Consider the following 24,564-nt stretch of genomic DNA (forward strand, 5'->3'; position numbering starts at 1 on the left):
TTTTTATTCTTTGATAAACCTTTTGATGGCGACATAAAAAAGAACATAATTCCAAATTTTAGTTCGGCAAAACCTAAAAAAAAGCCTGTATCAAATATGTTTGATACAGGCTTTTTAAATAAATAGAAATCCGTATCATCCCAATTACGGGACAATAATGACCAATTTGATTATGCTTCTATTTATTATCATAAGCGTAAAATTAGGCATTAAAATTTAATTGACAAAGAAATAAATTTCCATCGCCTATTTTAGCTTAAAACTAATATGATCTCCAGATCTTTTTTGCGCCAAAATGGACATAGCCATGTCCGACAACTGTAGAATTCTGGGATAACCTCCAGTGGTCTGACCATCTTTCATTAAAATGATCAATTTTCCAGCAGGAGTCAGTTGTATAGTTCCTGGCAGGGTTGCCGAGGTTAACATAGATAACTTATTGCCCTCAATTACTTCATTAAGCTGATATGCCATTCGGTTATTCTCGTTTGCCACCGAAAATTCCCGGTAGAATAATTGTGACAATTGATTATCTGTCAATAGTTTAAATTCAGGACCCTTAAAAACTTCGAGTTTGATTTTGTCCAAAACGGAGTCTACTTTAAGTTTAGAAATTTTGGGATTGAATTGTTTACACTTGGTATACGGAAGACTGGACATTTTCTTAATGGAATCCCTCTCGGTAATTGGCTTAAAAAAGGATCTACTTCCCAATACCGATGCGGTGTTGAATCCGTCCTTAATTCCCAAATACGCCCTAAATCCTTTTAATAATTTGCCGTAGGATAATATATCACCGCCATTAACTTTATAGACTTTGTAATTCTCTATGTTTATATCGTTCAGGGTAACCGACATTTCCGCCCCTCCCAAAACAATATAGGTATCCTGTTCAAATTCCAATGTTGGTCCCGTCATGGTTATTTCCAGGACAGCGCAGTTTTCATCGTTTTCCAACAAAGTATTTATCTTCGAGACAGAGAATGAGTCCATTACTCCTGAAACTGGAACACCTTTATCCCTGTACCCAAATCTACCGGTATCCTGCACTGTAGTGAAAAAGCCCGATTTTATAATGTTAAGCATCCAGCACTTTTTTTTCTAAGTTATAAATCCCTACCTCACCCTCAATTTTGTGCAATTGGTATTCTGCCATTGAAATAGGGTAAAATTGTATTTTATCCCCCACTTTAACGAAACATGGTTTTTCCTTTTTTACATCGAACATGGGAACCGGACATTTTCCAATTATGTTCCATCCTCCAGGTGAATCCTGGGGGTAAATTCCCGTTTGTTTCCCCGCTAGACCAACAGAGCCTTTAAGGACCTTAGGCCTGGGGGTAGATTTACGTGGAACCTCCAAAGCCTCCGGCACGCCTCCTAAATACATAAACCCAGGTAAAAAACCAATTCCATAGACCGTATAAATACTTTGGGAGTGCAATTCAATTATACGTTCTACCGACAGGCCCAATTGTCCAGAAATCTCCACAAGATCCAACCCGAATTCCAAATCATAACTTACCGGTAATCGCCAGAGGTATCTGGTAGCAGGTTCTATCTTTCCTTTTATGGCATACCATTCCTTTATTTTCGGTTTAAAATAATCGAAATCGAGGACGGTGTTCTTGCATATCAAAGTAAGTGAATTATAAGCAGGAACAAACTCCCACTCTTTTTCATCAAGGTGATTTTTTTTCAAGTATTGAATGAATTGAAGAATCTCGTCCAATATGGACTCTTCCACCCTATTGGGCCACTCCACCAATATGGCATGGACACCAAATTGTCTTACAGATATTTTGAAACTACTCACTTTTTTATTAAGATTTGGTTCTTTGGTAAATGTTTGGAAAGATACATTAATATTTGAAATGTTGAAGGAGAATCCCCGTGAATACAGTAGGTGTCCGCCTTGATTTTTACCGCCTTCCCGGAAAGGGTCAAAACCGCACCTTTTGTAACCATATAGAGTAAATGGTCTTTAACGGCTTTGGGATCCTGTATTAGGGCCATAGGTTCTTTTCTGGACACAAGGGAGAGGTCTTCATTATAATTGCGATCGGCAAACGCCTCATATTTTATTTGGAATCCCAAACGCAGCGCTTCTTCAGCAATATTTGAATCGTAGGGAACATACAAAAAAACCTCATTTTTATATTTTTCAACACTATCCAAAAATACCAATGCCAATTCCCTGTCCCTGGCCACATCATTGTACAGGGCACCATGGGGTTTTATGTGGTTCAGCGCAAGACCCAAAGATTTGAGGACAGTGTTTAAATCATCGATCTGGGCAAGGATACTTTTTTTCAATTCTTCTTTAGCCATTTTAATGCTGGTCCTTCCAAAATTCTCCCTATCCGGATATGATGGATGTGCCCCTATCAACACCTTGTGTTCTTTGGCCAAGAAGGCTACCTTCATCATAGTAGCAGTATCCCCGGCATGGCCGCCACAGGCAATATTACAGGAGGTGATTAAGGGCAATAGCTGTGCTTCGTTGCCTATACCCTCCCCTATGTCACAATTAATATCAATATTGATCATGTCCTTAAAATAGCCCAAAAACGGTTAATATGCTTTTTGCCCCCAATATAATGGACAAAATAATAATGATAATCCCCAATATATTTTGAAATTGGGTATTTTGATATTCCAGCATTACTGTTTTGCGATTAACGATCCACAGTAGAAAAATAGCGATAATTGGTAATAGCATCCCGTTGGTTACCTGGGCAAATTTGATAATCTCCAGAGGTTTTATTCCTATGGACATAAATAGGACACCTATCAATAAAATGATCATCCAGACCAACTTGAAACGTAGGTTGTCCATGGTCGTATTCCATCCAAAACAGCTATTGGCTACAAAGGCAGCAGCTAAGGGCGCGGTAATGGCAGAGGTTACCCCGGCCGCAAAAAGTCCCATTCCCATAAAATATTTGGCACTTTCCCCATATAGTGGTTCCAATCCTTTGGTCATATCCATAATATTGGTTATTTCGTTGGAAGGAATAGCAGTTGCGGTAACCACTATTGCCATAGATACCATACCTCCCAGGACAATGGACACGACGGTATCCCTACGCGCCTCCTTTAAATTTTCTTTCGATTTCCATTTTTCGCTTACCAATGAGGTATGTAAGAATAAATTATAGGGTACAACCGTGGTGCCTACCAAGGCAATAATGGTCAAAATACCTCCATTTGGAATTTTGGGGATAAAAAGACCTTTTATTATGGCCGAAATATCCGGTTTTGTAATTATGGCCGTCAATAGGAAGGATATGCTCATGACCACTACCAAGGAAACCAGTACCTTTTCCAAAACCTGATAATTACCAAAAAACAAAAGTATAAATGCAAATATTCCAACTGCCCAAGGATAAAAACTTAGATATTCCTGCCCAAAAATAGCCTCCAAGCCCAAGGAAGCACCACCAATATTACCGCCTTCATAAGCTGCATTCCCAATAACTATTGCCGATAGAATAAGACCCAGTACCAAAATTTTTAACCAGCGGACACCTATTTCTTCTTTTATAACATGGGCCAACCCCTTTTGGGTAACAATTCCCAATCTAGCTGCCATTTCCTGTAATACTACGGTGGCCAATACGGATAGCAACAGGGCCCAAAGAAGTGAATATCCATATTGTACCCCGGCAATGGTGCATACGGTAACGGTACCAGGGCCTATAAAGGCTGCCGCTACCAAAACTCCTGGCCCCATTTTAAATTTCATTCTATTGAGCTGTATTTAAGGCATATAATGCAAAACTTCCCAACCAATGGGTACCACTGTAATTATCGTCTACAATACTGGGAAGTGAGTAATTAATATGCTCGGTGGCTATTAGTTTTAAATGGGAGTATTGGGGAAGTGTTTCCGCAATACCGTACAAACACCAGGCCCTACTAAAATTGAGGCCATCCAAATGCACCAATTTACCATCTGTTCTGTCCGACACTTTACCGGGTTCCAGACTAAATTGAGGATCTGCCAATTGGGGCAAGAATTTATCCAGCCATTTTTTAAACTTTTCCTGACTATAGATTTTTCTCACCAGATTGGCTTCTTCCAGGCATGGCGATAGAAAATCGAATCCGCTAGGTTCCCAGTTCAGGGGACAATCTGCATCGTTTTCATAGAACCGGGCAACACTGGAGGTAATGGCGTTTTTTAAGGCATCGTCCTCAAGGACAACGGCATAATCCCAAGCCAAGGAAAGTCCAAAGGCGGTGTTGGAATGTTCACCCACCCTAATGGGGTAATTTAATTTCGGTAAAAATTCTATGTAGGCAGCCACTATATAATTTGTCAACGGCTGTAAATTAACCTCTAGGTCACGGGCCAAAGGGTCCTGCCATGTATGAAGCTCTTCGGCCAATTTCAGGATCCAGGCCCACCCATATGTCCGTTCATATGACTTATTTCCTATCATGTTAAAATAATCCACCTCTGCCAATATATTTTCCTTGGAAATATTTTCCACCAATTTATTCCGAATTGTGGAAGCCTGATTTAAACTAGGGAACTGTTTAAGCAGGGAAACCATGGACCAGTGACCGTGAACAGAGGAATGCCAGTCGTAACAACCATAAAATGCTGGGTGCAATTGTTTAGGACCTCCCAAATGGGTTGAATCCTGAAGTGACTGATTTAATTTGTTGGGATATTCCGTTTGTAGGCATTCCAATGGCAGACGTACCAGCCGATTGGCTTCGTTAAAAGTCAGTTCCGGCAGTGCCAAGGCCGTAGCAGCTTTAGGCATTGTATTTTGTTGGTCCCTACAGCTTAAAAGAATGATAAAAAAGATAAAAGTCGTGACTATTGTTTTAAGCATTGTTCTACAGTCCATTATTTAGGTTTGAAATAGTGAATATGTAAATATATAGGGATATTCCAAAATGCGGAAGAATATTTATTTTTTAAAGGCCATGTGGTTTGAAAAGTAGGTCGTTCATCTAAAAAGTTGCAGTTCGTCTAAAAGATGGCCTTTTTGGATAACCCTCATATAATAATCCAAAAATATTACGGTTATAATAATCCCAAATTAAATTTTTAACCTACTTGAATGACATGTTTAGATTGTAACAAAGAGCTTGATTATCTCGACCACAAAAGTTCTATGGATCTCCTAGGATTAGAGCTATGTGCGAAGCACAAAGGCAGAATGGAAAAGCTGATCAAACTTAAAAGAACCCCCAAGGAAGCCATACAATTGTATTATGGTTTAAAAAGTGCAGGTGTAAATCCAATGCTGGAATGGTGGGATGGAAAAAAATCAGTGGATATTGCTATATCGAGGGTAAAACTTAATATAGAAATAGACACGGAATACCATTCCATAACCCATGAACAAGCCATAAACGATTTGGAAGAAGCTATGCATTCTTTTAGAAATGGATTTACCACCATTCGTATCCCCCATGTACTTATTAAATATTATTTAAAGGAAACCGTAGATAATATTTTAGGAATTATGGAAGGACTAAAGGCCAATATCAAGGTACTATAGCTAGTGATGCCATAGGGAAATGTCTTTTCAAGTAAGGACAAAAGCAATTCAGCAAAACCAAAACTGAATTGCCATGAATCTTAAAAACAATTTTATGGAAACAGAAAAGAAGATTTTGAGAACACCTTTAAGAATAGCCATTTCCCTACTTATTGTAGGCTTTCTTTGTAAAATTCTACATTTTACAACCGTATCAAATCCCATAATATTAATTTCCCTTATTTCTATTGGCGTATTGTACGCCTGGCGATTTTGGAAAAAAACAAAAAAGGGATTTCTGCAATACAATAAATTAATATTGGTTACTTCTTGGTCCCTAAATGGAATTTTCAAAATTCTGGATATATCCCACAATGATTTTTTTCAAGTAATAGGAAGCTTGGCCTTTATTATTTGGATCATCATGGAAGGCACAACATACCTCATTGATGACAAGGACGACAATAGAAGTGATATTGCATATTTCATGTGGAACACCATGATGATCATTGGTATATTGGCCATAATCATTGGTAGCCTGACCAAAATATTGGAATGGGAATATGCTACCCCTACCCTTGTTACGGGATTTATTCTTGTTGCCGCATACGTTTTAAAGGACCTATTGGTCCAGAGTCTTCAGAAAAAGGAATAGAGGTATTGTCACCTTTCAGTCTATAGGCCTTTTTTTACTTAATTGGAGAATCAATGGGAAGTAGTTTTATACGGTCCAATGATTTGGGAATTAAAATACTTTAGAAAGGGAATGTGCAATCGCTGTAATCCCGTAGCGCTTTTTCGGCTTTTAAGGCTTCCTATATTTTCATGGAAATATCAAATTTTTGTAGTATTTTTTACTCTCAAACTAAAACCATGGAAAAACACAGGCGAATTTTTATTCAAAAGGCTGGATTAATTGCAGCAGCAAGCGCATTTACACCCCAAATATTACTATCCTCCACCAGGGCACAAAAGAAAAAATTAGGGGTAGCCCTTGTTGGATTAGGGTATTATAGCACCGATCTTCTTGCCCCTGCCCTACAATTGACCAACAACTGTGAATTAAGGGGCATTGTCACCGGTAGTCCCGAAAAGATTCCTGTATGGAAAGAAAAATATGGTATAAAGGACAAGAACGTATACAATTACAATAATTTTGATACCATTGCCAATAACCCGGATATAGATGTTGTATATGTGGTTCTACCGCCTTCCATGCATGCGGAGTATACCATAAGGGCGGCCAAGGCCGGTAAGCATGTGTGGTGCGAAAAGCCAATGGCACCCTCTGTTGCCGATTGTGAGGCAATGATCAAGGCCTGCAAGGACAATAAAGTAAAACTGGCTATTGGATACCGCTGTCAACACGACCCTAATATTCAGGCCTATATGAAAGTGGGCAAGGAAAGGCCATTTGGGAAAGTACGGATGGTGACTTCTGCAGCGGGATATTTTGACGGCCGGACCAACCATTGGAAGCAAAATAAAAAATTAGGAGGTGGAGCAATGGGTGATATGGGCGTGTATGCGCTACAAGGTGCGCGATTGGCCACTGGGGAAGAACCCATTTCGGTATTGGCGCAGGCCTCCACAACCCGACCTGAAATTTATCACGAAGTGGAGGAAACCATGATGTTTCAATTGGAATTTCCCAGCGGAGCCCGAGCATCCTGCCAGACCAGTTTTGGTATCAATATGAACCACCTTCAGGTAAACTACGAAAAAGGTTGGTTAAAAATGGAACCGCACTCCTCCTATAACGGTAATAACGGAAGTATGTCCGATGGGACCATCATTAAATTTTCCATCCCTAGCCAGCAGGCCAAGCAAATGGATGAGGACGCTATGGCTATTATGGATAAAACCGACTTAATTGTCCCTGGGGAAGAAGGACTGAGGGATATTCGTGTTGTTGAGGCCATCTACAAATCGGCCGCACAGAATTGTGTGGTAAAATTGTAGGTTTGGCAAGGTTTTATACTGAGAATTTATCGGTAAACCGTTGTCTTTCTTGGTTTTATGGTTTTGTAGGATTTTACTTTCATAGATGATTTTGACCCTTCATCCGAATTAGGTTCAAGTTGTCGAAATTTTGTTCCATACATGGAGACGAAAATCCTTTTCCTTTGATTTTGGGGTTTTATATATAAACCCAATCTTATGAAGGAAAATACTACATTAAACGAATTTTTATTTTATCTCTTTTGCGCCTTTTGCTTTGCTTGGGCCATTTATGTGCTGACCTCTTAATTTAGGTTGCACATATTAGCGATTAAAATGTTGGCTAGCCATGGGTAAGTGACCCATGTTGGTTCCCGGTTAGGCTATGCGTAATTAGAACTATTGCAGTGTAAATTAAATTATACATAGTTTACCCGTATAATATGGTAATCATAGCAACGCATATATCAAAATATGGCTAATGTTGTAGTTTGATAAATTCATTGGCATATCTTTCTCCCATGAGCCGCTGCCCTTCGGAATTGAAGTGCACCTTATCCCCTTTGTCCTTTAGGTCCTGGGTATTGATCATCCCTGAATATGGATCAGTGGATACATAGTATTTTATGTGGTCATTAATCTTTGACCACAATGGATTGGTCGAATAACTGCCCAGTTGTCCTATTACAACGGGTGTCTCTTGGTTCCCAATAATTTTTCTGAATTGATAGAACAACTCCGATAATTTGATTTGGTATAATGGAGCCTCCTTGGTTTTGGCATCACTTTCACCCTGATGCCAAAGAATCCCTTTTACCGTCCCAAAACGCATACCCAATTCTGCTTTTTGTTTGAAATTGGTGAATAGTTTAACCTCCCTATGGATGGAATCGTTTAACCACTGTGAAATTGAGCTTCCCCCTACCGCTGTGGGAATTAAAAGAACCGAAATACTGTCCGGGATATGCTTAATGAGGGACTTGCCGAATGAAAGGCCGCTGTCCAATCCTGCCATTGATGGTTCATAAAAATGTAACGGCTCTTTGGCAAAGATGATATTGCCCTGCTCGTTTAGGGTATATACTCTTTTGTTGGGAACGGTATCCTGAGGCTCCACTAGCCCTCTACCCGCCATATTGGATTGCCCCGCTAAAATAAAAACCCATAAATTCTCTTTATTGGGAACATTTTCTACCGGCAGCTCAACTTTTGGGAAAAATTGTGTCCTTTCGTCCTTGTCCTGTCCATTGCACCAAAATATTACTGAAAATGTAAGTAAGGTTATTAGAACTATTTTTTTAGTCATATCGGATCTAATGATATTAGGTTGCACTATAGTTTAGAAATTATTTAAACCACCCACAATATATTAATTTATTTAACGTGAGTTTGATGGATTTTTAATTGTTAATGGGTTGTTTATGATAATGTTGTCTGGTCTATCGCAGCGGAGACCTCAATTTAAATGTGTAAACGTCCGAAACCTCTCGAATGAACCTGGCTGCCGGCTAGGTTTACCTTGGAACATGGACAGTAAACCTATGCGTTAGTACAATAGTACAGTGCTTTTTAGGATATGACGGGCAACCAGTTAGATTTAAGTGTTAAAAATTAAGGACATAAGTAAGAAACTGTGTATTTCATCCGTTATTTAAGTATATCATCCTATATTTATCAAAAATTACATTAATAAAACGCACCCCTTATGAAGAGAAGCAAAACCTTAATCGGGATTTCGCTTTTAATCCTTATGCTAGTAACCCTTGTTTTAAACGCTTTTAATTCGCCCCCCGATCCAGGACCCAAGGTAGCTGTTACAAGTATTGAACATTTAAAGGACGCCTTGAATGCCAAAGAGGAGATGCTTTATAAAAGGCATCAAGATGAATTGAAAGTGGCCATCAATGCCTATTTTGATAAGGCTATCGCCGCAGGAGATATTGTAGGTGCAGGAGTGAGTATTGTAAAGGATGATTCTATTATAATTTCGGATGGCTATGGCAAACGAAACATCAATCGCAACGAGCGTGTAGATGGAGGGACTATTTTTAGACTAGGATCCCTTTCCAAAGGATTTGCAGGGGTATTGGCTGCCGAATTAAAGGATGAAGGCAAATTACATTGGGAGGACCGGGTAAGCGACTTTATACCGGAATTTAAATTTGGCGACAAGGACAATACCAATAAAATCACTTTAGCCAATATTTTATCACACACTGCAGGCACCCCTTATCATAGTTATACCAATCTCGTGGAGGCTGGACTGCCACTACAGGATATTGCCCAACGTTTTAAGGAAATTACCCCGATCAGCGAGCCCGGATCAATGTATAGTTATCAGAATGCCATGTTTGCGCTATGTGGGGAAATGATACATAAAGCAACCGGACAGGATATAAGTGAGGTGTTGGCCAATACTTTTTTTAATCCATTGGGTATGTGTTCTACCACCATGGATTATGAAACCTTGGCGCACATGGAAAATGTGGCCATGCCACACTCCAAAAGAAGAAACGGCTGGAGAACATTGCCCCTTTCAAACAATTATTACAACGCCATTGCAGCGGGAGGTATTAGTGCCAGCTCTGTTGATATGGCCAAATGGATGCGATTTTTACTCGGGCATAACCCGGAATTAATGAGCAAATCTGCTCTTGCAGAAACTTTTTCCCCCTTTATAGAAATTAAAGGGGAAAGCAAGTATTACCAACATTGGCCAGGACATAAAACATCTTATTATGGTTATGGATGGAGAATACATAAATTCATGGAGAAGGACTCGGACCAAGAAAAAACTATATGGCATCATGGAGGAAGTGTCAACAACTACAGAAATGAAATTGCTATTTATCCGGAAGCCGATCTGGGTATCTGTGTGCTATTGAGCAACAACAGTAGAATTGCCAAAACCGTAATCCCGGATCTATATGCCATAGTGAAGGGAATATATGGAGAAACTACTCCTTATAATCAACTGAATACGGGTAATGATCTGGTCCAGTTACATTTGGAATAAACATTTGTTAGTTGAAAGTTGAAAGTTGAATGTTCAATGTCAAAAGTTCAAAGTTGTACGTCCCAGATATAGGTTGACCACTTTCCCTGCCGGCCCTTCTCTTGTTGACGCTCGCGCTAACGGGTGTATCTAGACCAAAACCCCATACAACTAATTATTAAAGGTTTTAATTCTGTCATTCGTTTTTAAGATATAATCATTAAACGTTTTAGATGGGTCAAAATTGGAGTTCGGGAGTTTTTTAATGAACCTCAACCATTCAACTAATTCTTTATTTAAGTTTCTGTCAGAATCTGTTTTAGTTATGATGTCAATTACCAAAAGTGCATTTAATACTTCATCAACATTTTCTTTTGTAACTGGGAAGGGAATCAAAATTAATTTCTCCATAACAATAGATTTTAATTATTATTAAGTGTAATTAATATAATGATTTTTAATTAAATAATATTGCTAATAAATCATATTATCGATTAATAACCCCTGAAAACCCTTGCTGGACAAGCCTGCCTCGCTATCAGGCAGTCGTCACGCTCGTACTTTTGTCTCACAAGCTGCCAAGCCTTTGTTACCAGATACGGCAATATAATTGCACCCATAATGTCCATGGTCATTGGGACAAAATGTTGCAATTTAGTTAATGTTTTTAGTCTATTGTTTTCCTTCAGGAGTCTTTAAGCTGTTCAAGTTGCCTGAGTCAATTATTTGAATACTACTGCCCTCAAAATCGTCGCCAATATCCTGGTATCTACCACCAATGTGCTGGGCAAGGAATGCTTCAGAAACCGCAAAGAACGAAAGATTATTTTCTGGTCTTGCAAAGCCATGTCCCTCATCAGGATAAAGTACGTAGGTTACGGGAATTTGTTTCTCGTTCATAGCCTTTACAATCTGATCGGCCTCAGCCTGTTTAACACGTGGGTCATTCGCCCCCTGTCCTATGAGCAAAGGTTTTATGATACTGTCTACGCGGTTCAAGGGTGAGCGTTCTTCAAGTAAAGCGAGGCCTTCCTCGGTATCCGGATCTCCAATGTGCTGAACAAAGACATCCCGGAACGATTTCCAATATGGTGGAATTGTATTGAGAAGGGTAGTAAGATTGGATGGGCCAACGATGTCCACACCGCAAGCGAAGACATCTGGAGTATAGGTAAGGCCTACCAAGGTGGCATAACCACCATAACTTCCTCCCATAATGGCGACATTTTCCTTGTCGGCAATCTTTTCTTCCACCATCCAGTCCACGGCATCTATTAGGTCATCATGCATCTTACCGGCCCATTCCTTGGCAGCAATATTGATAAATTTCTTCCCAAAGCCAATAGATCCCCTAAAATTGGTGCTCAGTACTACATAACCCCTATTGGCCAACCATTGGTGTAAACCGTTGAATCCAAAATTATCTCTACCCCAAGGTCCGCCGTGGACCAATAATACGGTTGGAGCTGGTTTGGAGGTTCTACCATTAACATCCAATTCTTGGGGTATGGTAAGGTAGGAAACCAATTTATAACCATCCCTGCTCTCAATCTCAACGGGGTACATATTCGCCAATGGCACATCATCAAATTCAGGTTTGGATGCAACTAGGAATTCGGCTTTTTTCGCCTTTAGGTCATAATTATAATATTTTAAATATTCCTGTGGCGAATCATAGGATAAAATCCAAGTGTTATTATCCGTAGATCTAAAATGTACAGTTAATTCTCCCTCTTTATATGTACTAAGATAATCCAGGTTCCCCTTTGCTTCTTCGGTCAATGGAACCCATTCCTTGCGTAGATAATTGGTGGCATAGGCCTCAACTTCATAGGTGGTAGGATGCACCAAAATATCGGCAATGTCAGATTTTTCGTTTTCCGCTATTACTTTCTTTTCATCGGTTTCCAGATTTAAGGTGTACAGGGCCGCTTTGTCCCTGTCCCTGCTGTCTATCATATAGGCGTTCTGGTTGTTTTTGTCAAATCCAAAGAAGCCAAACGAAAGCATATCCTCTTGTGGAACCCTAAAATATTCCTCCCACTTACCATTATTGTATTTGTAAACAATTTGGCCCCCAGCTGGATTAGTTCTTGTGGCCAGACGGATATTGTATAGGTTATCGGGCAAAATCTGTAAAAAAGATTCATCTTTCAATACTAGCTTCATTTTGTGGGTATTCAAATCTACTTTGTAGACATCCATATTGGAAGGATCCGAATTATTTATTTGGATAAGTATCTCTTCGGGATTCTCCCTGGATACGCTCAGAATATCTGCTCTTGGCCGCACGATCTGCCCTGTATTGGGGTCTGTAATCGGTTTCCCATCGGCTCCTATAATCTCCTCCTGTGGGGTAAGGTCAGTATTCGTTTTGCTTTCCACGTCCACTAAGTGAACATGCCAGTTTTCATCACCACCCTTATCTTGCGCGTATAGTATATTTCCTGACTTGTAACTCCATTGATAGGCCTGTATCCCGCGCAAGGTATCGTTGGTAATTGGCTGGGCGTTCTCCGGATTTTCTATAGGGGCCACCCATATATTCATGACGTTGTTGACCGGGGCTCTATAACTAAAATATTTACCGTCAGGGCTAATCCTTACCTGTATTTTGTCAGGGTTCCCAAAAAATAGTTCACGGTCTACCAGATCTGGGACTGTGACTTCTGTTGTTTCTCTTTCTTTCTCGGCACATCCTAAGATTAAAAAGCAAATTAAAATGAATAAAGAGGTAGTTGTTTTCATATAGTCAATGGTTTAAATTGTAGTAAAAGGTAAGTAATTAATTGCTGATTTACAGTATGTTAGGGGTGTTTTTTGATAACAATTCTTCTTTTTTTGATATAAGTAACTTTGGGCACGAGCTGGCCTAATAGTGGGCAGATGTGCCATATAAGCCAACGGACTAGGCAAGGAAATAATAGTGTAGTATTTACAGGGAAGTCCCCTGTAGTTACACCTCTAATTGGAAGAAAATAACGGCTGGTGCATACTGATGCAATGTATGCCCCCACCACCTAAATTAACGGCAAGGGCATCGATCATGACTATTTTTCGGTCGGGAAAAACGGATTGCAAAATTTGAGCAGCCTCTTCATCCTTTAGTTTCAACTCCTTAGACATGCCTTCCCTCCAACAACGCTGTCCAATGACCACCTTATTGGTTATAATGAAATTAAGGTAGCTGAGTGCCGCCATGACTTTTATGGGCTCTCCATTCGGAAAGGTACTTCCGTTGGTATAGTCCAGTGTTTTAATGTACTCGTAAACATAATCCCCTGGATTCATACTTGAAAAAATTGTTCCGGGTAGTGGCATTCTGATAATAGTAAATGGCTTGCCATTCTGGTCTGTTGCTTCAGACAATATTCGGTAATTTTCCTCCATGCGTTTGTGGTTTTCAAAGGCAATTGGATCTTCGAGATCTACACTATCCATCTTAGCGAAAAGGATCGTGGAATCATTTACAAAGCGGGCAAATTCGTCAACATGACCATTGGTAGTAACTACCGTATAGGCTTTGTCACCGTCTACGGTGGTTATGGGGCCACGGAAAGTATGATCGTCTTCCACCAAACCCTGTTTTAACCAGATAATCTTTTTAACCCCCAAGAGCCTTTTGTATTCCTTCTCCATATCCGCTTTGGTCATGTCTGGATTTCTGTCCATTTCTACTGCTTCCGTGGTAATTAGGGTACCTTTGCCATTCACTTCCCTATTTCCCCCTTCACTGATCATTCTACTTGAAATTACGGGTAGCTGAAAATGTTTGGCAACCCTTTCATCATACAATTCCTCGGTTTTTGTATCTATGTCCAAAGTGTCGGAATAGCCCCAAGCATTAAAGTTGAAGTCGGCAATGGCCCAAGTGTTTTGATTGGTTTCAACAAATATGGGTCCCATGTCCCGTGCCCAGGTCTCCACGGAGGGGAGTTGCAGAAGTTTAAGTTTTGGCAATTCCCCAAAATACTTTTTTAGGGATTCCTCGGCTTGCGTTAAAAGTTCTTTGTCCTTGCAAGTTATTACTATACCTATATTTCCCATTAAGGCTTCAACAATGGCAAGCGTTACTTGTTCAACGGACTCCCCTTCCTTATGATCGGTTGATGGCCAAATTAGCCAAATCGCCTCCTGGGATTCGAACTCGGCAGGTTGATTTACAGCAATTATTGGGTCGGATTTCTTGGGAGAGGAACACGAAAGAATCAGCATTGAAAATAAAATGCTATTTAAAATTAACTTCATACCACCGCATTTTATGGGTTTATACACTTAAATAAATATAGGCACAACCATCATGATCCTATTTCTATTTTAAAGCATTTTGAAATTGTTCCATTAAGGCCGTAAAGAAATAGTCAGGATTTGAAAAGCTCCCCTTTGCCGCAAGCGGGACAAAGTTTTTAACACCCCCTAAATATATAAGTAAAATTGATTATTTTTAATTAACGGACCTATAAAAGTTTCTTATTATGAAAACCAACTGTTTGTTACTGTGGCTATTAGCATTAAGTTTTTTGGGTTGTAAGCACAATGAGGCCAAAGACATTGAGAGTACTACCGAGTCTTATAATTCCAATACTACTGACAATACTGATAATTCGGATAATTCTGAAAGTAGGCCGGTAGTAAAAAACAAAGAAGTTAAGTCCAACGGATATTGGGAAAAATTGGAAATGAAAAAGAATATTGACGGAAATGGAATGGTTTCTTCAATACTCCCCATGCCAACTTCGTGGAATTTAGGAGCGGATGGCATTACAGGACCCCGTGGTTTAAAAATAACGTATTTTCCGCTTCAAAATTTTATGGCAAATTTTGACCCAAATCTGCAATATGCCTACTCTCAAAGTGGACAACGAATGCGACAGATGCCAGGAATTGAGCAATTGGTGCAGCAGGACTTTATACCTTGGGGAAATAGTAATGGATTGCAATATGTAAAGTATTATGAAATCCCTGAAATAACCAAAATGGATAAATGGTACTGGGATCAATTATTTAAGGCCATGCCCAGCCGTTCGGACGTCGCAGTTTATGGTATTGATTGGAAATTGCAGAATGGTAATTCCTATTTTACCATAGTACATTTAAACGTAAGCACTTCCCAATCCATGCAAAATTGGTTCTATATAGCAGCGGGATTGGAGGCGGAGCCTTCCTATTTTGAAACAGCAAAAAAGCAATATATATTTAGTCTGGCCAATACCCGCTATAACTTGGAGCCCATCATGGCTTACAATAAGGAGGAAGCGCAACGGGTGGGGGCAAATTGGGCGGCATTTAACGCGAGAATGGCCCAAAATCAACGGTCTTTTGAAGAAAGTCAGCGGCAATTTGTGAATAAAAGTAATGCCATCAATGATGCCATAATGAGTGGTTGGAAAGCCAGTAATGCCGCAAGTGACAAAAATCAGGAGCAGTTTATTGATGCTATGTACGAACGTATCAATGTTGCGGATGTTTCTACTGGTAAGACCTATAAGGTAGACGAAGGTGCCAATCAGTATTGGATGAACAATAATGGCGAATATATTGGCACCCAACTTCAAGGTTATGATCCCAATTTTGATGATAACATGAACGAGTTAAAATGGCAGGAATTAAAAAGGATAGAACAATAGCATATATTATGCTTAAGATATAAAAAAATCTGGTCTCTCGCTCGGCGCGAGGTTATTAACCTACGGATAGGTAGATACCTGCATACAATAAAAAACACTTCGACTTCCCCACTAATGCTAACCTGCTTTTTTACTGTCGGATTGACCAAGAAAAGGCTGGATGAGCAGAACAATTTGAACTGGGTATTGGAAGAGATTAAAAGAATGATTTTGCATATTAAACCCACCCCTAGCCTCCCGCCAAAAAGGCGGGACAGGCTCACCCAAGAGGGGAAAAATCAGTACCCTGCTGGTGCTAGCGTTGCGCCTGCCTGACGGCGGGGCAGGCTCGGGTACCAAAAATGCCTCTCTACGCAAAGTCTCCCGACTTTGCTTTACAAAAAATAAGAAACTTTTAATCTTCTCTAGGCAAACGGGAATCCAGTTCCGCAATTTGATAAACCAGCGCTGCAATAACGGTGGCATTGATCATCATATCGCGTTCCGGTACATATTCCAAAGCATCTAAATTGGTGTGATGTGTTACTGTACTATAGTTTAGCTTGTCCTGAATTATCTGAAATCCAGGAATCTTGTAATAATCAAAAACATCATGATCGGTAAAATTGGTGTTTTGAATGGTTAGATTGTTCACATCCAAATACTCATAAGGAGCCAACATTTCTTCAAAAATGGGTTTTACCGCTTCGTTACCCTGTAAATAGATACCTCGCATTTGTCCGGCACCATTATCCATATTTATATAGGCCGAAATTCTTTCAACCTCTTTTTTTCTATTCTTTTCCTTTACTTTTCCAAAGTGATTTTGTGCGTAGGCCATAGATCCTAAATATCCTTGCTCCTCACCTCCCCAAAGTGCTAATCTAATAGTTCGTTTTGGTTTTAATCCGGTTGCTTTTATTATTCGCATCACTTCCATCATGACTGCCGACCCGGCTCCATTATCCGTTGCTCCAGATGCTGGGTGCCAAGAATCAAAATGTGCCCCTATCATAACCACTTCGTCTTTCAATTTTGGATCTGAACCGCTAATCTCCGCTATAATGTTTACATTATTTTCAGGTTTTAAATAAAGCTCGGAATCTAAATGGAATTTAATTTTCGGATTGATTTCCCTATCTATTAAGCGTTTTAATTTTCCGAAACTTTCAGGTGAAATAGCGAAATATGGAACCGATTTTACATGACCTTCTTTATAGTTATAAGTACCACTTGGATGAACAATACCTGGATAAAAAGGCGTAGTTCTTAAAATACTTAAGGCTCCTTCTGCTTTTAAAAAAGCAAAAAAAGCATCGTCCTTTCTCATGAAACTGTTGAATATTACTTCTAAATCTTCAATTAAATTCAAATCACCGGCAGTTGGCCCTAAAGGGTTGCTTGGGGCAGGGACAATTGATTTTTCAGCTTCTTCAATTTGGTCTTCAGTAAATCTTGTTGAAAGTGCATCGAATAACATATTTTGTTCTGGAGCAGAACCTATGAGTATGGTCTTTCCTTTTAATTTTCCGCTCCATTGGTTTTTTACATTTTCTAAATCGGTATGACTTTCTATCCAAATTAAATCGCCTATTTGGACACCATTGGAGCTTTCTGTCCAGGCATAGGGATAGGCCTGTATTTTCATATAGGCAGGTGCTGTCATTTCTACATTAAAGGATTTTACTTCCCAACCCATACAATCATTACAATAATTTTCGAAATAAACCTTGTCTGCTCCCCAATTCTCCATGGTCTTCTTTGCCCATTCTGCTGCTGTATAATATTGATTTGTTCCTGTTAGCCGAGGGCCGTAAACATCTGAAAGGTCGCCGATTAGGCTCATAACTCGGGATTTCTGAAAACCTTCTGTATTAATTTTGGCAAGTGCTATTGATTTTGTTTGACTTAATGCCGTGAATCCTACTAATAAGAAAGCTGTGATTAGAATTTTAGAATGAATTTTCATAATGCGAATAGTGGTTATCTGTTATGGTGTAATTAGTTAAAAATATGTCTGGCTTACCCCAACCATCCCTCACGGTCTAGGCTGCGGTACTGGATGGCTTCGCCAATGTGATTCGACCTCCCCTAACCCCTCCCAGGGAGGGGGATGTTAGGTTGTCGAAATTTGACTCTGATAATCCAAATACTTATTAGACAATTTGCATTAGTCTTGTTTACAATTTGTTACCCCAACCATCCTTCACGATCTAGGCTACGGTACTGGATGGCTTCGCCAATGTGATTCGACCTCCCCTAACCCCTCCCAAGGAGGGGGATGTTAGGTTGTCGGAATTTGACTCTGATAATCCAAATACTTATTAGACAATTTGCATTAGTCTTGTTTACAATTTGTTACCCCAACCATCCTTCACGGTCCAGGCTACGGTACTGGATGGCTTCGCCAATGTGATTTCCACTGACGTCAGTGGCATTTTCCAGATCGGCGATAGTTCTTGCTACTTTCAGAATTCTGTCATAGGCCCTGGCCGATAGGTTTAATCGCTCCATGGCATTTTTTAATAGCTCCTTGGAAGGGTCGTCCATTTTGCAATATTTCCGTATTTGTTTGGTATTCATCTGGGCATTATAGTGCACGTTCTCCATATCCGAAAAGCGTTGGGTCTGAATTTCCCTGGCGGCAGTAACCCGCTTCCGTATTTCAACACTGCCCTCTCCTTTGCGTTCCTCTGACAGCTTTTCAAATGGTACAGGCGTTACTTCTATATGAATATCGATTCGGTCCAGCAAAGGCCCTGAAATCTTGCTCAAATAACGTTGCATCTCAGCAGGAGAAGAGGTCACAGGGGCATCGGGATCATTAAAATAGCCGCCCGGACTTGGATTCATACTGGCCACCAACATAAAACTACTAGGATAGGTTACGGTAAATCGTGCTCTGGAGATGGTCACTTCCCGGTCTTCCAAGGGCTGGCGCATTACTTCCAGTACGCCCCTTTTAAACTCGGGCAGTTCATCCAAAAATAGGACTCCGTTATGGGATAGGGATATTTCCCCAGGTTGGGGATATGCTCCGCCACCGACAAGGGCGACGTCCGAAATAGTGTGATGTGGGCTACGAAATGGTCTTTGGTTCATAAGGCCCATATTCTTGATCTTCCCCACAACAGAATGAATTTTGGTGGTCTCCAAAGCTTCGTGCAAGGTCATGGGCGGTAAAATGGAAGGCAGGCGTTTGGCCAACATGGTCTTCCCCGCACCTGGGGGACCTATAAGGATAATGTTATGTCCGCCGGCAGCGGCGATTTCCATACAGCGTTTTATACTCTCCTGTCCTTTCACATCCGAAAAATCGAATTCAGGGAAATCCAGGCTTTTATAAAATTCTTCTTTAGTGTTTATTATGGTTTGATGTAAAGGGGTACCCTTATCAAAGAAGTCCATCACTTCTTTAATATTGTCTATACCGTACACTTCCAAATCGTCTACTATAGCGGCTTCCCTTGCATTTTCATTGGGTAAAATAAATCCCTTGAATCCCTCCTCCTTGGCTTTAATGGCTATGGGCAAGGCTCCCTTTATGGGCTGTAAACTCCCGTCCAGTGAAAGCTCGCCCATGATAATGTACTTTTCTATGGATTCCGATTTAATCTGATTGGAGGCGGCCAGAATACCCAAAGCCAGGGTAAGGTCGTAGGCCGAACCTTCTTTGCGAAGATCGGCAGGTGCCATATTGATGGTGATTTTTTTGCCGGGTATTTTGTAGCCATTGTTCTGTAATGCTGCCGCTATACGGTAATTGCTCTCCTTTATAGCATTGTCTGGCAGACCTACTAAATGGTATCCAATGCCTTTGTCGATATTTACTTCAACGGTGATGGTCGTAGCTTCTACCCCAAAAACCGCACTACCATAAACTTTTGTAAGCATTTACTTGTTATTTGTCTTAAATGTAAACAAATAAAATAAATTTTCGGGTGTTGATAATAAGCTAATTTATAGGGTATTGGCAGCTAATTTGAAAGGAATGTTGGAATTAATACTATATGTCCAGGTTTATATTATGGCTTAATCTTCTACAGTAATTTGGCCACTGCCGTTGATACATTACTTTTTAGGCTCAAAGATCAATATGGATTCATGGGTTTTGATAATCTCCTCTTTGTTCATCATCATTTTTCGAAATTTGCCCTGATTGTACATTTCGGCCTGATCTTCATAATGTTCACTGAAAGGATTCCCGGACTGTCCTGTTGGTAGTATACTGGTGCTATTTTCAATGTCGGAAAAATCGATTACCCTTCTTGTAGAGGGGCCGGAAGTTGCCGGGTATGAACCGGTGTCGTCATATTTGAAATACATATTGTTGATTACTTCCCTAGTTCCTGAAACAGGGAAGGGCCCCACATTAAAAAATGATCTTAGTGCCTTGATCTGTCCTATGGGATGCCCGTGTTCCAGAGTATGTACCTTATTCCAGGTCCATTGGTTGGGGTCTGTGCCAAAATCTTCTTCCAGTGACCGAAATGCTTGTCTGAAAGCGAGGTTCACCCTTTCATTTTTTGTTTCTACACTGTCCGTGGTGGTTACATCATCCCACCAAACCGAATTATCTTTTGCGGCCATTGGGGCTATTAGCCGTTTGTGGAAATGGGTGTCCAACAATTGTTGGAACATCTGGGGCCCCAATTCGTCCTCGAACGTATTTTTTAGTAAGAAGTAGATCCAACGGTGATAAACGGTAGGTTCTATTTGTTGTAGTTGATTGTTCCCGTCCCAAACATTCATTCTATCCAAGACGCTAATCTGTGCCTCTGTCATACCCTTTACTTCAATACTTTTGGCCAAATTGGTGACCACTTTGGCATTTACACTGGAAGTAGCATCCACTATCATTTCCTGTACCGTATCCCTATCCCAATCATTTTTCGGTTCTAAAAGTGCTACAATCCTTTTCGCCCTATTCTCGGGCAGGTAATAACCTGGATAAAACCTTCCATTGATGGAATCGGGCTGATTGTTGGCAGAATACACATAGTTCCAAGGCGGATTAATAGCCATGGGGTTTTCGGTAAAATCCAAATAACGAATGGGTTCCTCCTTTCCCGTACTTCCTTCCAAAATAAATTTGGTATTGGTACTATCTGGCATTTGATAAAGTTTGGCTGTTGCAAACCACCCTACATTGCCCACGGCATCGCCGTACATAATATTTAAGCCTGGGGCATGAATATGTGGCAGGGCTTCTTTGAAATCCGTTAAATTTTGGGCATGAGACATGCCATAAAGGGCATCCATTACCTTGTTTTCCAGTTTGGTATAGATCCAGGACATGGCTATTGGCCGCTGGTCCATTACCTGATCGGCAATTCCGTTGAGAATGGGACCATGATGGGTTTTCTTAAAGGTAAAACTAAGGTCGTCCTCTCCTTTTACTTTTATGGTCTTGGTTGCCAACTCATATTTTTCCCACCCCGTAGAGGTTTTGTAGAAGCTGGGGTCATTTGGTTTTTCCTCTTCATAGTAAAAATCAATATCATCATTCTCGAACATGGTGAGTCCGTAGGCCAATTTTCGGTCATGCCCCAATAAAGGAAATGGTACCCCGGCCAAATGATAACCATACTTTTCGTAGGTAGGGGCATTTACATGGGCCTCATACCAAACGGAGGGTTGGGCAAAACCAATATGGGGGTCGTTGGCCAAAATAACCTTACCGTTTTTGGTCTTATTTGGAGCTATTACCCAACTATTGCTCCCTTCAAATTGAGGGACCGGAAAATCTTTCAATACCTCTGAAACCAAGCTGGCAATTTCATTTTTAATGGAATCTCGAATGCTGGGCTTGTAATTTTTGATCAATGTTTTTTTGGGGTCGGCGCCTATTTCCAAATCACTTAAATAGGCTGGCCCTAGTTTGTTCTTAATGTTCGTCAGCAAGGGATCGGTTTTATGGGCCATGGCAAAGCTGAAGGCCATATATCCAACGGTATTATAGATGTCCTTAAGTGTAAAAGGAGTTTTTTCCAAGCTGGTAAGATGAAATTCAATGGGAGTTGGCCCTTCTGCTATAAACTTATTGATCCCATCCAAATATGCCTGGGAAAGTTTGACCATGGGGCTGTTTTTTGAAATTTTTTCCACGGTTTGTTGGGAGGCATCATCTATACCCAAGGACAGAAAGAATTTGTCCGTTTTAAGCATATCCTCACCAAAAACTTCCGAAAGTCCGCCTTTTGCAATCCTGCGAAGCAACTCCATTTGCCACAGCCTGTCCTGGGCATGGACATAACCCAGTACTCTTAGGGCATCTTCTTCAGAATTTGAATAAATATGAGGTATACCATAGGTGTCAAAATAAACCTCCACCTTATTATTTAATTTATCCGTTTCAATGTTGCCGGCATACTCCGGGGTATGGGTATAAACATAAATGGCACTACTCAAGGCCAATATTGCGATAATGCCCAAAATTATCCAGAGCAGCTTTTTTAATACTTTCACACTTATAGGTTTTAGATTAAAGGTATGGCAATTCAGGATATAAAAAAAGTACTCCTGGGAGTACTTTTATTTCTTAAAGTGAAAATAATGTCAAGGTTTTAGGGTGGTAAACTCTATTAAAGAAGTGTTGTAGACACGATGTGTTTGTTTTTGAAAGTCTTCAGGTTTGGCTTGAAATATATTTTCTACAAAGGTTTGAGGATTAATATCTATATAGGGAAACATAGTACTTTGGACCTGCACCTGTATTTTATGGCCTTTCTTAAAAGTATGGAAAACATCCTGAAGTTGAATGTTAACCTGAGTTACCTCTTCAGGAACAAAAGGTTCGGGTTTTGAAAAATCGTTTCTAAATCTGCCTCGCATTACCTCACTACGAACCATTTGATGATAGTTGCCCATTTTTAAATAGGCCTGGGTCTCCTCGTAATCCTTATGGTCTGCGGGATATACATCAATAACTTTTACAATCCAATCTGCATCCGTACCAGTGGTGGAAACGTTAAGTTTCGCCATGATATCACCGGCAAGGGTAAGTGGCGTTTCCAAGGGTTCGGTTTCAAATATTAAAACATCGGGTCTACGGGCGGCAAAACGTTGATCATCGGTCATGAACTTACGAGGGGTAAACACCATTTTTATGTCTTCGGAATAAGGGACAGGTTTTTTTGGGTCGCTTATAAATTCCTGAAAGGAGTATTCCCTAGTTGCAATCTGTCCCAAACGTTCATTGCGCTGTAAGGAGTACGTTTCCTTGGAGGTGTTCTTGGGAGGCCAGGTATCAAAAGTTTTCCATTCCTTGGTACCCGTATCAAAAACATAGGCCTCGGGCAAATTAGTGGTCGCCCCCTCCCCTTTTAAAAAGTGATTAAAAAACCTGGTTTCAATATTTTCCTGATAGAATTTTGAGATATCATCCCCAAAATAGACATTGCCAATGGCTTGGCGTTTTGTTTCCTTGGACCAATCGCCGTGGCTCCATGGCCCCATTACGATGGTGTTATAATTGGAACTGTTTTTTTCTATATGTTCATAGGTGTTTAATGGACCGTAAAGATCTTCCGCATCAAACCAGCCTCCAACGGTCATCACTGCCGGTTTAATATTTTCCAAATGTTGTATGATTCCACGCTTTTGCCAAAAATCATCATAGTTCGGATGTTCTTTTAGTTGCTGCCAAAAAACATTGTCCTCTTTGTAATACTTGTCCAAGTTGGACAATGGACCGGCATCCAAAAAGAACTGGTATTGGTCTTCTGTGCCCAGTTCGGGAAAAGAATACCATTCTTCGGTGGTAGGTTGGTCTTTTATATATCCAAATACCGCCGTAGCCCTCCAATAGCTCAGTAAATAAGCACCATTATGATGAAAATCGTCGAAAAAGAAATCCCCGATCGGGGCTTGGGGCGAAACCGCCTTTAGTGCTGGATGGGCATCCAATAAAGAATAAGTGGCATAAAAACCAGGATAGGAAATTCCCCAAATGCCTACATTGCCATTGTGGTTTTCCACATTGTTTATCAGCCATTCTATAGTGTCATAAGTGTCCGAGGCCTCATCTACTTCCCCATCCTTTTTATTGGGAATATAAACCCTCATATTGTCATAGACCCCTTCACTGTTCCACCTGCCCCTAACATCTTGGTAAACTACAATATTCCCCTCCTTCATCATTTTTCTATTGGGAGATATCAAGGCTTTATATTCGTTAGAGCCATAGGGTCTGGAGCTATAAGGCGTTCTGGACATGAGAATGGGATACTTCTTGGAAGTATCCTTGGGGGAGTAGATTGTGGTATGTAATTTTATTCCATCCCTCATAGGAATGGTGACTTCCTTTTTGTTGTAAAAATTAGTGGGGTTATATGTATCAACAACTCCGGTGTTGGTTTTATTTGTGGAAGGTTGAATCCCTATTCTTCCACACGATACCAGTATTATAGCCGATAAAATAAATATAATCTTTCTCATGAAGGCTGATTTAGTTTTAATTGTATCTATAGGATTTTATGCCCATTTCACGATTATTTACCCTGTCAGGGACATGGTT

Annotated in this window: 18 protein-coding genes; 5 read left to right on the plus strand and 13 right to left on the minus strand. The window is 40.3% G+C overall.

The features are described 5' to 3' along the window. Nucleotides 1–246: 246 nt before the first annotated feature. Genes KO529_RS13165 through KO529_RS13185 form a run of 5 tightly spaced genes read right to left on the minus strand, consistent with a single transcriptional unit; the run spans nucleotide 247 to nucleotide 4,865 of the window. Nucleotides 247–1,086, minus strand: a complete 840-nt coding sequence (locus KO529_RS13165; protein WP_215948335.1) for a biotin-dependent carboxyltransferase family protein — start codon at nucleotides 1,084–1,086, stop codon at nucleotides 247–249. Further along, nucleotides 1,079–1,816 carry a 5-oxoprolinase subunit PxpB gene (pxpB, locus tag KO529_RS13170; protein ID WP_215948336.1) on the minus strand — a complete coding sequence of 246 codons (738 nt, stop codon included), beginning with the start codon at nucleotides 1,814–1,816 and terminating at the stop codon, nucleotides 1,079–1,081. Before pxpB ends, KO529_RS13165 begins: the two co-directional genes overlap by 8 nt. Continuing rightward, nucleotides 1,813–2,550 carry a 5-oxoprolinase subunit PxpA gene (gene pxpA, locus KO529_RS13175; RefSeq protein WP_215948337.1) on the minus strand — a complete coding sequence of 246 codons (738 nt, stop codon included), beginning with the start codon at nucleotides 2,548–2,550 and terminating at the stop codon, nucleotides 1,813–1,815. The genes pxpB and pxpA overlap by 4 nt, the downstream gene beginning before the upstream one ends. 4 nt (nucleotides 2,551–2,554) lie before the next feature. Next, nucleotides 2,555–3,748, minus strand: a complete 1,194-nt coding sequence (locus KO529_RS13180) for an Nramp family divalent metal transporter (protein WP_215948338.1) — start codon at nucleotides 3,746–3,748, stop codon at nucleotides 2,555–2,557. 1 nt (nucleotide 3,749) lies between these two features. Next, the gene (locus KO529_RS13185; protein WP_252734394.1) at nucleotides 3,750–4,865 is read right to left on the minus strand and encodes a DUF2891 domain-containing protein; all 1,116 of its coding nucleotides are present in this window, start codon (nucleotides 4,863–4,865) and stop codon (nucleotides 3,750–3,752) included. Nucleotides 4,866–5,081: 216 nt separating this feature from the next. Between KO529_RS13185 and KO529_RS13190 the strand changes: the two genes are divergently transcribed. The 3 genes from KO529_RS13190 to KO529_RS13200 all read left to right on the plus strand — a co-directional run bounded on the left by KO529_RS13190 (nucleotide 5,082) and on the right by KO529_RS13200 (nucleotide 7,466). Further along, nucleotides 5,082–5,525, plus strand: a complete 444-nt coding sequence (locus KO529_RS13190) for a hypothetical protein (protein WP_215948339.1) — start codon at nucleotides 5,082–5,084, stop codon at nucleotides 5,523–5,525. 73 nt (nucleotides 5,526–5,598) lie between these two features. Next, the gene (locus KO529_RS13195; RefSeq protein ID WP_215948340.1) at nucleotides 5,599–6,159 is read left to right on the plus strand and encodes a hypothetical protein; all 561 of its coding nucleotides are present in this window, start codon (nucleotides 5,599–5,601) and stop codon (nucleotides 6,157–6,159) included. Between the two features lie 218 nt (nucleotides 6,160–6,377). Further along, a complete protein-coding gene (locus KO529_RS13200; protein WP_215948341.1) occupies nucleotides 6,378–7,466 on the plus strand; it encodes a Gfo/Idh/MocA family protein in 1,089 nt (362 codons plus the stop codon). 457 nt (nucleotides 7,467–7,923) lie between these two features. On the opposite strand, the gene KO529_RS13205 is transcribed toward KO529_RS13200, so the two are convergent. Then, nucleotides 7,924–8,751, minus strand: coding sequence for a sialate O-acetylesterase (locus tag KO529_RS13205; RefSeq protein WP_215948342.1), 828 nt, complete (start codon nucleotides 8,749–8,751; stop codon nucleotides 7,924–7,926). A gap of 399 nt (nucleotides 8,752–9,150) precedes the next feature. On the opposite strand from KO529_RS13205, the gene KO529_RS13210 reads away from it, so the two are divergent. Then, nucleotides 9,151–10,461, plus strand: a complete 1,311-nt coding sequence (locus KO529_RS13210; protein ID WP_215948343.1) for a serine hydrolase domain-containing protein — start codon at nucleotides 9,151–9,153, stop codon at nucleotides 10,459–10,461. A 150-nt stretch (nucleotides 10,462–10,611) separates the two neighbouring features. Here the strand turns inward: KO529_RS13210 and KO529_RS13215 are convergent, their stop codons facing one another. From KO529_RS13215 to KO529_RS13225, 3 genes are all read right to left on the minus strand, one after another. Beyond that, the gene (locus KO529_RS13215; protein WP_215948344.1) at nucleotides 10,612–10,851 is read right to left on the minus strand and encodes a hypothetical protein; all 240 of its coding nucleotides are present in this window, start codon (nucleotides 10,849–10,851) and stop codon (nucleotides 10,612–10,614) included. Nucleotides 10,852–11,112: 261 nt separating this feature from the next. Further along, nucleotides 11,113–13,188, minus strand: a complete 2,076-nt coding sequence (locus KO529_RS13220; RefSeq protein ID WP_215948345.1) for a S9 family peptidase — start codon at nucleotides 13,186–13,188, stop codon at nucleotides 11,113–11,115. A 216-nt stretch (nucleotides 13,189–13,404) separates the two neighbouring features. After that, complete coding sequence (locus KO529_RS13225) at nucleotides 13,405–14,688, minus strand: agmatine deiminase family protein (protein WP_215948346.1); 1,284 nt, start codon at nucleotides 14,686–14,688, stop codon at nucleotides 13,405–13,407. A gap of 227 nt (nucleotides 14,689–14,915) precedes the next feature. On the opposite strand from KO529_RS13225, the gene KO529_RS13230 reads away from it, so the two are divergent. After that, a complete protein-coding gene (locus KO529_RS13230; RefSeq protein ID WP_215948347.1) occupies nucleotides 14,916–16,067 on the plus strand; it encodes a hypothetical protein in 1,152 nt (383 codons plus the stop codon). 394 nt (nucleotides 16,068–16,461) lie between these two features. Here KO529_RS13230 and KO529_RS13235 read toward each other — a convergent pair whose 3' ends face one another. From KO529_RS13235 to KO529_RS13250, 4 genes are all read right to left on the minus strand, one after another. Next, nucleotides 16,462–17,892: a M20/M25/M40 family metallo-hydrolase gene (locus KO529_RS13235; RefSeq protein WP_252734395.1), complete on the minus strand. Its 1,431-nt coding sequence runs from the start codon at nucleotides 17,890–17,892 to the stop codon at nucleotides 16,462–16,464. A 512-nt stretch (nucleotides 17,893–18,404) separates the two neighbouring features. Further along, nucleotides 18,405–19,940, minus strand: a complete 1,536-nt coding sequence (locus tag KO529_RS13240; protein WP_215948349.1) for a YifB family Mg chelatase-like AAA ATPase — start codon at nucleotides 19,938–19,940, stop codon at nucleotides 18,405–18,407. Nucleotides 19,941–20,117: 177 nt separating this feature from the next. Then, complete coding sequence (locus tag KO529_RS13245) at nucleotides 20,118–22,514, minus strand: penicillin acylase family protein (protein WP_215948350.1); 2,397 nt, start codon at nucleotides 22,512–22,514, stop codon at nucleotides 20,118–20,120. A gap of 90 nt (nucleotides 22,515–22,604) precedes the next feature. Then, nucleotides 22,605–24,485, minus strand: coding sequence for a CocE/NonD family hydrolase (locus KO529_RS13250; RefSeq protein WP_215948351.1), 1,881 nt, complete (start codon nucleotides 24,483–24,485; stop codon nucleotides 22,605–22,607). Nucleotides 24,486–24,564: the final 79 nt, after the last annotated feature.

This window comes from Arenibacter algicola (assembly GCF_018860365.1).
GTDB lineage: Bacteria > Bacteroidota > Bacteroidia > Flavobacteriales > Flavobacteriaceae > Arenibacter > Arenibacter algicola_B.